Annotated in this window: 11 protein-coding genes; 10 read left to right on the top strand and 1 reads right to left on the bottom strand. The window is 38.5% G+C overall.

The genetic code is table 11. From position 1 onward, the window contains the following. Nucleotides 1-310: 310 nt before the first annotated feature. The 9 genes from pstS (at nt 311) to V7K69_RS09770 (ending at nt 9,757) form a co-directional block, all read left to right on the top strand. Nucleotides 311-1,354: a phosphate ABC transporter substrate-binding protein PstS gene (gene pstS, locus V7K69_RS09810; RefSeq protein WP_335033720.1), complete on the top strand. Its 1,044-nt coding sequence runs from the start codon at nt 311-313 to the stop codon at nt 1,352-1,354. Between the two features lie 177 nt (nt 1,355-1,531). Next, entirely contained in the window at nt 1,532-2,509 is a 978-nt protein-coding gene (gene pstC / locus V7K69_RS09805; RefSeq protein WP_335033717.1) for a phosphate ABC transporter permease subunit PstC, read from the top strand. Between the two features lie 52 nt (nt 2,510-2,561). Continuing rightward, nucleotides 2,562-3,443, top strand: a complete 882-nt coding sequence (gene pstA, locus V7K69_RS09800; protein WP_335033715.1) for a phosphate ABC transporter permease PstA — start codon at nt 2,562-2,564, stop codon at nt 3,441-3,443. 193 nt (nt 3,444-3,636) lie between these two features. Further along, complete coding sequence (gene pstB / locus V7K69_RS09795; RefSeq protein ID WP_335033713.1) at nt 3,637-4,416, top strand: phosphate ABC transporter ATP-binding protein PstB; 780 nt, start codon at nt 3,637-3,639, stop codon at nt 4,414-4,416. Nucleotides 4,417-4,755: 339 nt separating this feature from the next. Beyond that, the gene (locus V7K69_RS09790) at nt 4,756-5,535 is read left to right on the top strand and encodes a phosphate ABC transporter ATP-binding protein (RefSeq protein ID WP_335033711.1); all 780 of its coding nucleotides are present in this window, start codon (nt 4,756-4,758) and stop codon (nt 5,533-5,535) included. A 184-nt stretch (nt 5,536-5,719) separates the two neighbouring features. Next, complete coding sequence (locus V7K69_RS09785; protein WP_442936130.1) at nt 5,720-7,006, top strand: IS1/IS1595 family N-terminal zinc-binding domain-containing protein; 1,287 nt, start codon at nt 5,720-5,722, stop codon at nt 7,004-7,006. Nucleotides 7,007-7,087: 81 nt separating this feature from the next. Continuing rightward, nucleotides 7,088-7,792, top strand: coding sequence for an SDR family oxidoreductase (locus V7K69_RS09780; protein WP_335033707.1), 705 nt, complete (start codon nt 7,088-7,090; stop codon nt 7,790-7,792). Nucleotides 7,793-7,898: 106 nt separating this feature from the next. Beyond that, the gene (hppD, locus tag V7K69_RS09775; RefSeq protein WP_335033705.1) at nt 7,899-8,984 is read left to right on the top strand and encodes a 4-hydroxyphenylpyruvate dioxygenase; all 1,086 of its coding nucleotides are present in this window, start codon (nt 7,899-7,901) and stop codon (nt 8,982-8,984) included. Nucleotides 8,985-9,064: 80 nt separating this feature from the next. Next, the gene (locus tag V7K69_RS09770) at nt 9,065-9,757 is read left to right on the top strand and encodes an HAD family hydrolase (protein WP_335033703.1); all 693 of its coding nucleotides are present in this window, start codon (nt 9,065-9,067) and stop codon (nt 9,755-9,757) included. A 147-nt stretch (nt 9,758-9,904) separates the two neighbouring features. Here V7K69_RS09770 and V7K69_RS09765 read toward each other — a convergent pair whose 3' ends face one another. Beyond that, nucleotides 9,905-10,534, bottom strand: coding sequence for a CPP1-like family protein (locus tag V7K69_RS09765; RefSeq protein WP_114081822.1), 630 nt, complete (start codon nt 10,532-10,534; stop codon nt 9,905-9,907). A gap of 622 nt (nt 10,535-11,156) precedes the next feature. Between V7K69_RS09765 and V7K69_RS09760 the strand changes: the two genes are divergently transcribed. Next, the gene (locus tag V7K69_RS09760) at nt 11,157-11,876 is read left to right on the top strand and encodes a response regulator transcription factor (protein ID WP_041565535.1); all 720 of its coding nucleotides are present in this window, start codon (nt 11,157-11,159) and stop codon (nt 11,874-11,876) included. Nucleotides 11,877-12,192 lie beyond the last annotated feature (316 nt).

The raw sequence follows: 12,192 nt of genomic DNA, 5'->3' as shown, positions 1-12,192 counted from the left end.
ATGTCAAAAAGTATTATAAGTTGAAGCTAGGATAATCATGGTAAAAATATTAAATAAAATATTGACCCTAGAAGAGTTTATCGCACTACCAGAAACTAAACCGTATAATCAAATTTAAGCTTTTGTTAGCATCTTTTTAGTAATTAATCTAATAATCAAATATTAATAAAATAAAAAGCGTTTTAAATTAAGATTTAAACGCATCTTAATTTTTTATTTATCAATTGTTAAAGAAAGGTTAACCATAATAAATGTAACTTGATTAAGGCTGGAATTACAGCAGGAAGATATTCCTTTAATCAGAGGTAATATGATTTTTTCGACCACCACCTTGAATCGTGTCGTTGCTACTTCATTGGTGACAACTTCTGTTGCACTTAGTCCATTTTTTAGTGCGATCGCACAAGCTGAAACTCTCAATGGTGCAGGAGCAACTTTTCCAGCTCCGCTTTACGAACGGTATGCTCGTGAAGTGAAGAAGAAATATCCAGACTTGAAAATTAACTATCAAGCAATTGGTAGTGGCGGCGGTATTCGTCAAGTCATCGCTGGAACCGTTGACTTTGGTGGTAGTGATGCTGCAATGAAAGATGATGAAATTGCTAAAGTTAAGAATGGTGTAATCTTAGTACCCACAGCAGGCGGTGCCGTTTCTGTTGTTTACAATCTTCCGGGTGTTAACGATCTCAAATTGTCCCGCGCTACATTACCAGCAATTTATTCAGGTCAAATTACCAAATGGGATGACGCGAAAATTAAAGCTGATAACCCAGGTGCTAATCTACCAAATCAAACAATTAAATTTGCTGTTCGTGCCGATGGTAGCGGTACAACTTTCATTTTTACTAATCACTTGAGTGCTATCAGTGGTTATTTTAAAGGCAGAGTTGGAGCTAACACTGCTCCAAAATGGAATTTGCCAAATGTCCTTAAAGGCAAAGGGAATCCAGGCGTAGCTGCTATAGTAGCTCGGACTCCTGGTTCTATAGGTTATGTAGAATATAGCTACGCTGTCCAAAACAACCTCAAATCAGCACTGGTACAAAATAAGAAAGGAGAATTTGTTGCTCCTTCTTTACAATCTGCAAATGCAGCTTTGGCAACTGTCACTTTCCCAGAAAACTACCGCGTTTTTGTAGGAGATCCAGGACAAGGTTATCCCATTGTTGGTCTTACTTGGATGATGGTTTACAAACAGTATGCTAATGCTGCTAAAGCTGATGCAATTAAGAAATGGATTAATTGGGTATTGAAGGACGGTCAACAGTATAATGATGACCTCAACTACACCAAAATTCCATCTGATGTAGCAAATCGGGTGCTTCAAACAGTGAATAGTTCTGTCAAACCTTAATTTGCAATATTTAGAACTTACGTAGAAGATATCCCCCAATCCACTTAAAAAGGGGGATTTTAATGTTCTCTCTTAAAAAGAGTGAATAGGGGGATTATCTTAATAATTTCCTCTCCTACTAGAGTAAGTTAATAACTCGCTCTAGTAGCAATAAAAAATCTATTTTATTGATTTGTAATGGCAAATTCATCAGATGATTCAAATCTAGGCGATGAAAGTTTCAATCTAACAGGTGCCAGTGGCGCAAATTTCTGGTTTGACCAAGGTTTTACACGACTAGTATACTTTTTTGCTGTGATTACCGTTGCAGTGCTATTTTTGATGAGTTGGGTAATTTTCTCAGAAGCACTACCAGCCATCAAGCAGTTTGGACTGGGGTTTTTGTGGGGAAAAGATTGGGATACAGGTAATCAGATTTTTGGTGCATTACCCTATATTTATGGAACTCTGGTAAGTAGTGCGATCGCTATTTTGTTTGCTGTCCCGGTAGGAATGGCAGTAGCCTTAGTCACGAGTGAAAATTTCTTACCTACATCGCTGCGAACTATCCTAGCATTTGTTGTGGAATTAATTGCAGCAATTCCCAGTGTAATTATTGGTCTATGGGGTATTTTTGTCTTTATTCCAGTTCTAGAACCTCTACAAAAGTGGCTAGGCAGCACTTTTAAATGGATACCACTGTTTAATACAGAAGATCCTTCTGGTACTAATATGTTGACTGCTGGAGTTATTCTAGCCATCATGATTTTGCCCACAATGGCAGCAATTAGTCGTGATGTCTTAATGGCTATCCCTAAAGAATTACGTAGTGCATCTATGGCTTTGGGTGGCACTCGTTGGGAAACAATTTTTCGAGTCTTGCTACCATCAGGATTTTCTGGAATTGTAAGTGCAGCTATGCTTGCTTTAGGACGTGCTTTGGGTGAAACAATGGCTGTCACTATGGTGATTGGCAACTCTTCTCAAATTAGTGCTTCTTTACTCGATCCAGCTTATACAATTCCCTCCGTATTAGCTAATGAATTTGCTGAAGCTGAACCGGGATTGCATATAGGTGCTTTAAGCTATTTGGGATTGATTTTGTTTGGGTTGACTCTAGCTGTAAATATTGGCGCTGTGCTATTGGTGAAGTGGGTTGGTAGGAAAAATAAATAATACTTTCTTATCGGTGTAGTAAGACATTTATCAATCAAAATTTGTAAAACTTATGAGTGGTTACATCCAGTCAGAAACGGATGAATCTTTGGTAGCAGAATTATGCAGTCCTCTGCCAACAGAGCGATTAATATTTACATACTCAATGAATGCGATCGCCTTTGGTTTTACAGGTTTAGCACTCATTCCTTTATTATCAATTTTGTGGGAAATTTTCATCCGGGGAATATCTGGACTCAAATCAGAAATGTTTGTCAAAGCAGTGATTGATAATGGCTTTGGCAATGCCATACTAGGAACCATGATCATGGTGATCATTGGTGCTATTTTAAGCATTCCCACAGGGATTATGACAGGAATTTTCTTGGCAGAATTTGGACAAAGCAACACAATTGCTAATCTTGTTCGTTTTATCACCAGTATTCTTACAGGTGTGCCTTCAATTGTTGTAGGTGTATTCGCTTATGGTGTAATAGTTTTAGTAACTAAAGGATTTAGTGCGATCGCAGGTGGTTTTGCATTAGCCGTGATTATGCTACCTGTGATTATACTGACAACAGAAGAATCCTTAAAACTGATTCCTGCATCTCAACGCCTCGCCTCTGCTGCTTTAGGTGGAACTCGCTTCCAAACTACTTTTCGCATTGTTGTCACTACTGCAATCCCCGGAATTACTACAGGTATTTTATTAGCTGTAGCTCGTGCTGCTGGTGAAACAGCACCCTTAATTTTTACCGCTTTATTTAGTCTAGATTGGTCAGAAGGATTGTTAAGTCCAACAGCTTCTTTACCAGTGTTGATTTTTAACCTCTACAACGACCCCGACCCAGAAAAAAGCCAATTGGTATGGACTACTTCTATAGTTTTACTTGGCTTAATTTTATGTGTCAGCATTATTTCTCGCTTAGTTATTAGACAGAGAAGAATAAAATGAGCAGAATACAGAATTCAGAAGTCAGAATTAATTAGTAGATTATTTTGATTGGCTACTAATTTAAGACTATTAAATAGTAAAAGTAGAAAATTAAAATATATTTGATTCTATCCCATTACTATTATATAATTTCGTCTTAATCCTGACTCCTGAATTCTGTTTTTATAATTTTTATTTCGCACCTTAATCAAGCATGAGTAACCTAATTCCAGCTATCAAAGTTAAAAATATTAGCTTTTACTATGGCACAACAAAAGCAATTGAAAAGGTATCAATAGATATTTATCAAAAACAAGTAACCGCAATTATTGGCCCTAGTGGTTGTGGTAAATCTACCTTCATAAAAATTCTTAATCGCATTAGCGAATTAGAAGGGCCTGTGAAAGTTGAAGGATATGTAGAATTTTTTGGTCAGAATATTTATGATCCTCGTGTCAACATCAATCGATTACGCCGCCAAATTGGTATGGTGTTTCAAAAACCGAATCCTTTTCCGATAAGCATTTACGAAAATGTTGCCTACGGGATGAGAATAGCAGGTAGGAATTCAAAACTAGAATTAGATGAAATTGTTGAATCTGCTCTTAAAAGCGCTGCTCTTTGGGATGAAGTCAAAGATAAGCTCGATAAATCAGCTTTAGGGCTTTCTGGTGGTCAGCAACAAAGATTATGTATTGCCCGCGCTTTAGCAGTCAAGCCGAAAGTTTTGCTGATGGATGAGCCTTGCTCCGCTCTTGACCCCATTGCCACCATGAAAGTTGAGGAACTCCTTCATAGCTTACAGTCTGAGTTGACAATTGCGATCGTTACCCACAATATGCAACAAGCCGCCCGTGTTTCTGATTTTACGGCTTTCTTTAGCACCGACGAAAGTCGCATTGGTCAAATGATTGAATTTGGGGCTACAGAGCAAATCTTTAACAATCCACTAGACCCTCGCACCCGCGACTACATTTCAGGGCGTTTCGGTTAAGCTATGTTCTAGCGTGACTTATTGATTTTTGTCGAACTATCTCGCGCTAGAAGATACTCATAAAATGTAGTTTAAAAAAGTTACTAATTTATTTATCTTGATAAATAAACTAACTCCTCACTATACATGAAGAGTATGTGATATTGAGATAAGTCTATAAAAGATAATTTGGGAACACAGTTTTAATATAAATACTTACTAACAGTTTATCTGCTGGATGACTACAGCATAACTACGTAATTTCCATGAATATCTCCTTTTAGGAGTAACATAGTGAAACAGCTGTGCTGATTTGTACTGTTTTACTTAGTTAAGTCTTGTTTTACACGTTTTGGCAATATGAGTAAACTAATTCCAGCCATCAGAGTCAAAAACTTCAGCTTCTCTTACGACACTCAAAAGATAGTTGAAGGCGTGTCAATGGATATTTACCAAAACCAAATCACAGCAATTATTGGTTCTAGCGGTTGTGGCAAGTCTACTTTTATTAAATCGCTAAATCGCATGAGTGAATTAGAAGGAGAAGTGAAGGTTGAAGGAAAAGTAGAATTTTTTGGCCAGAGTATTTATGAGCGTCGGGTCAATATCAATCGCTTACGTCGCCAAGTTAGTATGGTTTTTCCCAAGCCAAATCTTTTTCCTATGAGTGTTTACGATAATGTTGCTTATGGAGTGAAATTGATTGGATGGCATCCGAAAGTAGAATTAGATGGGATTGTTGAATCTGCCATCAAAGCTGCGGAACTTTGGGATGAAGTGAAGAATAAGTTGCACAAGTCTGCTTTAGAACTTTCTGGTGGTCAACAACAAAGATTATGTATTGCTAGGGCTTTAGCAGTCAAACCAAATGTTTTGTTGATGGATGAGCCTTGTTCAGGTCTTGATCCTGCTGGTAGCATGAAAATTGAGCATTTAATCCATAAATTGCGCTCTGAGTTAACAATTGTGATTGTTACTCATAATATGCAGCAAGTTACTCGCCTATCTGATTTTACGGCTTTCTTTCATAGTAATGAAAATCGTATTACTCAAATGGTTGAATTTGGTACTACAAATAAAATTTTTACTAATCCCGTAGATTCTCGTACCCGTGACTACGTTTTCGCCCGCGTTAATTGAAATGTTTCTTAAAATCTAACTATTCATAGGGCTATTTCATAGTGCAGGCGGAAATTAAGGGTGAATTTAATTTCTACTTACTTTAAGTTTTTGTTATGTTGGGCAATGCAGACTAATATTGACAGTCTTTTTTTATACTATATACTTAAAGAAAAGTATCTGCCTAGACCACCTGAATCATAAGATGAAATGCCCTCGGTGCGAATTTACTTCATGTCGTCAAAATGGTTGTCGGAATGACAAGCAGAATTACCTCTGCAAAAATTGTGGTCAACAATTTCTTGAGCCTGTATTTCCTCATTCCCTGAAAGGTGAGTTGCTTGCTAACACCAACGGACAGACTAAAGTATCTATGGCTGTAACGACAGAAGTTTCTTTAGTCAAAAACTTACCAGAAGAAAAAATCCCAGAGAGGAATCTTAACTCTTTCAATGTTAAATTAGCAGAAGAAGTCCTGCAAAATATATTATCATCTGATTGCCTACAGTCTGCTGCATTTACTAAGTTTCTTCTCCAAATTCAGCAATCAAATGAAATTAAACCTAAATTAGAAGCAGGAATATCTCTTCTCCTTTTGGATGCAGAAAACCTAAAGTTAGATATCAATTCAGAATTATTTTTAGCTAGTGTATGCAAATGCCCTCTCCAAGTTAAAATGGCATTTGCTAACTGGAGAAATCCAAGTATTGGCAAGCAAGATATTGAACTATATAACCGTGGCTATCAACTTGTCCATGTTCCTGAAGGTAAAAATAGTGCTGATGCAAAAATGATTGCATTCGGTGCTTGTGTCTTACGTTCTTATCCAACAGTTAAAGAAATATTAGTCTGTTCTAGCGATGGAATTTTGATTCACCTCTGTAACGAACTCCAAAACCAGGGATTGATTGTCTATTGGGTACGTAGACAAGGGCAAAATTTGCATATAGAAAATCGGAATAATGGTAAATTAACTGATTATTCTTTAGCGGTGGCAACAGAAGTTCCATCTTTTGAAAAAGTACTTGATACAATTCAAGATTTGATTAAAACTGAACAGGAATCAATCAATGCTAGATTAAACAGTTTAGTGGATGTTGCAACTTCATTTCAAGAAAGATGTGAGATAGATATTAAATATAATCAAAAGCAGGAAGAAGTTGAGAAAATAAGCCCTGTTTTAGATAACTCTTTTACAGAATATGTTCAAGAAACAAAACAAGAAAATTTTGCGAAAGTCCATAATAAAAAAGTATTAGATAAAATATTATTAAAAATTATTAAAGATATACAAAATAAGTCTCCTAAAACTAAATTATGTGTACCTAAACTCTGTTCAGAGTTACAGAAAATAACCGGAGAAGCCCCTAATTCAATTATAAAAAAATTAAACTTAGGTTCTAGTTTTGTTAAATATTTAGAATCGTCTCCCACATTTACATTAAAAGTGAGTGGCAAGGAATATGAGGTAACAGCACTATTGCGCGAGTAGATGTTTTCTGGATGTTTACGTACAACCTGAGCCTGTAATTCAGTATTATGTAAACAGATGTAAAGAAATATAAATATTGCAATGCAGGATAAAGTTGTCGTTATTGTCGGTGCTACTGGTGGTATTGGTTCAGCTTTAACACATAAACTTGCGCCCACCGGAGTCAGGTTGGTATTAGCTGCGAGGGATGCAGCTCGTTTAACAACACTGGCAGCTGATTTACCAGGGGAAGTTTTGACCGTTCCCACTGAGATTACTGACCCCCAACAAGTAGATATTTTGATAGAAAAGACCATCGCTAAGTTTGGTCAAATCGATATTTTAGTGAATGCAGCCGGTGTAGGTATACTCAAGCCTTACAACAGCCTGGAACCTGCTGATTTAGACAAGATGCTAGATGTCAACTTAAAAGGCAGCTTTTATACTAGCCAGGCGGCTGCTGAAGAGATGCAAAAGCGCAAGTCTGGTCACATCTGTAATGTGGTAGGAATTCTCGGCAAGCATTCGATGGGGATGGCAGCAGCTTATTCTGCTTCTAAGTTTGGTGTTGTGGGTTTTAGCAAGTGCATGGCAGAGGAACTCAAGCGTTTTGGTATCAAGTTCACGCTATTCTACTTTGGTGGGGTAGATTCTCCTTTCTGGGATAATGTCAACCTAAAAGTAGACCGGAAAAAAATGCTCAGTCCTGAAACTGCTGCCAATGCGATTTTCTTTGCCCTTTCTGCCGAACCGCAAGCTGTGCCAATGGAAATTAATATTCAACCTGATAGTCATCTGTTCTTTTAGAGTGGGAGTTCGCCTAAATAATTCCTGCTTAGGAAGGACATGAAAATCTAGCAAAAGAGGCAAAATTTACAGATATATAAGCTGTTATGCTGGATTTTCAATATCTATGAAAATTGATCACGTTCATTTCTATGTAGAAGATGCTAAAACTTGGCGGGATTGGTTTGTACACCATCTTGGTTTTCAATCAGTAGCCGATCGCAGCAGTTCGTTTCACACTTGTACAGAAGTAGTGAAAAGTGGTGCTGTCTGCTTTTTTCTATCTTCACCACTGTTACCTACAAGTCCAGTAGCGGAGTTTTTGCGTAAATATCCACCTGGTGTAGCAGATGTCGCTTTTGCTGTGGAAGATGTAGAAGCTGCGATCGCACAAGCTCAAAAACATGGTGCTACAATCCTACAACCCATTCAAGAACGCCAGGTAGGTAGGGCTTTTCTCAAGTGTGGCAAAATTGCCGCCTGGGGTGGATTGACTCATACATTAATAGAAAGGTCATTGGTGATTTGTCCATCGTCATCTGTAACTAACACAAATGACAAAGAACAAATGACTAATCACAACACTTTTACCGCCATCGATCACATTGTGTTAAATGTGGCAGTTGGTGAATTGGAACGTGCCGTTACTTGGTACGAAAACATCTTAGATTTTCAACCCCAGCAAGCATTTAAAATTAAAACCAATCGTTCTGCTTTACACAGCCAGGTAATGGTTTCCCATAACGGCAGTGTCCAACTGCCAATTAATGAACCAGCTTCCAAAAATTCCCAAATTCAGGAATTTTTAGATGTTAATCGGGGGCCAGGTATTCAACATATTGCCTTACGGACAACTAATCTGGTGAGTGCGATCGCTAAATTTCGTGCCAGTGGTTTATCCTTACTCTCAGTTCCCCAAACCTACTACTCCCAACTAAAACAGCGTTCAGGACTCACCCTATCACCTCTAGAACTAGAAGCGATCGCTCAACAGGAAATTCTGGTGGACTGGCAAGAATATACTCCCGTAAAAACACAGCAAACTGCACCTTTATTACTACAAATTTTCACCCAGCCCATTTTTGAACAACCGACATTTTTCTTTGAGTTTATTGAACGCCGTTTTCAAGCTAAAGGTTTTGGCGAAGGTAATTTTCGCGCCTTATTTGAAGCCATTGAAAGCGAACAAATCAAACGTGGTACCCTGCAATAAAATGCTGATATTAAAATTTATCTCTCGAAAAATAGTCATATATCTGAGATAATTTTAATAAAAATTAACATTTTCCGCCGATGCTAAGACTTATTACTGACTTCGACGGCCCAATTATTGATGTTTCCGAACGGTACTACCGTGTTTATCAATTCTGCTTGGAGAAAACTCGTCGCCCAAACCAAGTTGTGCAAGAACTTCCAAAAGCGGAATTTTGGCAGTTAAAGCGATCGCGCGTTCCTGAAAAACAAATCGCCTTAAATTCCGGTTTAGACGAAGCCCAAGCCCAAGAATTTGCCCAGTTGCGGCGGCAAACTGTGCATACAGAAGCTTATTTCAACTATGACACTCTTGCGCCCGGTGCTGTGGATGCACTGTTAAAAATTCAAGAAGCCGGAATTGATTTGGCAGTTATGACGATGCGCCGAGTTCGAGAACTAGATTATGCTTTTAAAAAACACGATTTAGGGAGATTTTTCCCAGAAAATCGTTGTTATTGCCTGAGTAACGACTACGTTAAAACTCGTGATATTGAAGATAAGCCTTTGTTAATGGCTAGGGCATTGAAAGAACTGCCTCCGGTTACTGATACCTGGATGGTGGGAGATACAGAAGCCGACATCACCGCAGCTAAAAATTATGATATCAAGGTGATGGCTGTGGAATGTGGTATTCGCGATCGCACCCAATTGGAACTTTACTACCCCGACTTAATCGTTAAAGATTTCAGCACTGCTGTAGATTTAGTCTTAAAACCCAAACACCTTGTCTAGAAAGGCTTTGTAGCTCTAAAAGATTGAATTAATCGTACAAATTAAAGCAGGAGTCAGAATACATATTCTGACTCCTGACTCTATATCTTTGAGAAGAACACATATAAACCATGTATTCTTTATGGAAATTTGCTTACAGCTAGTGGTTTACCGTAGAAAACTACTAACCAACCACAACAATATAAACGTTACTACAGTAGAGAACTGATTCGTTCCCAGATTGGTGAATGATGATATTTGTGGTAAGAGCCAGCTAGCAACTAGTCCCCCAGCGATTAAGCCAATGATTAAACTTATCAGGGTAAACAAAACTGCTCGGCCAAATTTGCCTTCCTTGCGATTGAGAAAGTAAATACTGGTGCCTACCCCAACCACCAATGCTAACTGCAAAATCTGCTCGCCTCCCTCTGGGTAAAACAAGCTGATAGAACTCAAACCAAGAAACCAAGCTCCTGGTAAAAGTATATCCGCAGGTGTTGGCTGATCCAGCATCCGTTGCAGCCATGCAGGTGACTGCTCACGAGGCGTTGGACTTTCTTTAGGAGGTGATTGCACTCGCAACTCTGGAAACCGGATGCGCTCAGGAACTTTAATTTTTCCTTCCTGGCGCATCCGTAAGCGATCCATTAAAATCGCATCGTAAGCCGCTTCAATTACTTCTAAATGCTTGGCATCGCCACTATGTTGCTCGAATAGGCGATTACGAGCATCCTGAATTTCATCGAAGCTAGCCTCTTCTGATACCCCAAGTTTTTCGTAGGGATTTTGATCGCTCATGGGAGTTTGTTACTTCAGCCTCAGTCAGCGGCAGTCTTTTGTCGAATAAAAAACAGTTTTAGGTTTTGTTTTAATCGAAACTAAAGTCTCGACCTACTTTTATGCCCTACCAGGATAGTAGCACGGGTTAGTTTGATTGACTTTGTAATTTCAACTATAGTCACTTTAACATATCGCTATAACTCCGTGTATACCCTCATGTCGTTGCTTAATTCTGGCTTTAATCTGGAATTTGAACGGAGAGTACCTAAAATCCAGAGTTTTTATGAAAAAATTAACTTTACTGCTTTCAATTTGGCAAAATTACTGTGCCCTAATAGAATTTTTTTAATTATACTGAATAATCGCTTGTGGTATATATCCGCATATCGATTTAAAATTGAAACGTTTTAAGTTGCCATCTAACTAGAACTATTACGGCTAAAGTCAGAGCGCCTATCTACTGTGGCTAAAAGAAGTTTCGCGTTTTCATCGCCTACATTTCTGATTACAGTATTTATTTGTGAATGATCGGGATTCCCATACCGTAGCCATGTAGATTCTTAGTTAGTCCCAAAGTGGTAACTGCGTTTTTACGCAACTCTCTTGTTAATCTTACGAATTTTTGTGCAAAGTAATGGTCATGGCTCCTGCCAAGATTCTTGTAGTTGACGACGATCCTGCGGTTCGGAATTTAATCCAACGCTTTTTGATTAAACAGAACTATCAGGTGGAGGCTGCCGAAGACGGAAAGACAGCCTTAGCTCTATTTGAGCAATTTAACCCTGATTTGGTAATTCTAGACGTGAATCTACCAGATGTAACGGGGTTTAACCTTTGCCAAGAGATGCAAAGTCGTAATGGTGTTTTTGTTTTGATGTTGACTAGTCGTGCTGACGAAGCTGACAAAATTCGCGGCTTTGCCAAAGGTGCTGACGACTATCTCACCAAGCCTTTTGGGTTGGGAGAGCTAGAAGTCAGAGTCGGAGCGATTTTGAGACGGCAGCGAGTGATAACTACTGCCGAGCAGAAACGCTTGGTATTTGAAAAACTGATGATTGATCCGGTGCGACGGGAGGTAGCACTTAATAACCAAGCAGTACCCTTAACTGCGCTGGAATTTGACTTGTTGCATTTTTTAGCAAGTCATCCAGGTCGAGTTTGGCGACGGGCAGAACTCATCCAAGAGGTCTGGGACTATGAATATGTCGGCGACCAACGGGTTGTAGATGTACATATTGGTCAAATTCGCAAAAAGATTGAAATTGATGCTAGTCAGCCAGCATTAATTCAAACTGTACGTGGCGTAGGGTATAAGTTTGAATCTCCTGCTCACCCCCAACATTTGGAAGCCAAGTCCTGAGTCTATAGTCTAGAGTTTTTTAACTCTTGACTGTTGACTCTTGGGGTAGTGATTAGTGAATTTCTTTAGCTTTTAGTAAAAGACAAATTTAGACAATTAAACATAGATAGAATTGCTCAAATACTGACCAGACAGTTATTTGAAATATTGGTTTATCAGTTTAAGACAGTGGATAGTAAAGAAAGTCCACTGAAAAATATTTCTTTGGATCTGACTGTTTTGGTAGATATGTGCTTAGGTGAAGTTTTTAGGGGCGCATAGCTTATCAATTTAACCTGAAATCGGCGCTTAGAAACCGCATCTACACGATATTTTA

It is taken from the genome of Nostoc sp. (assembly GCF_036917775.1).
Taxonomy (GTDB): domain Bacteria; phylum Cyanobacteriota; class Cyanobacteriia; order Cyanobacteriales; family Nostocaceae; genus Nostoc.
This window is presented reverse-complemented; position numbering and strand designations above follow the sequence as displayed.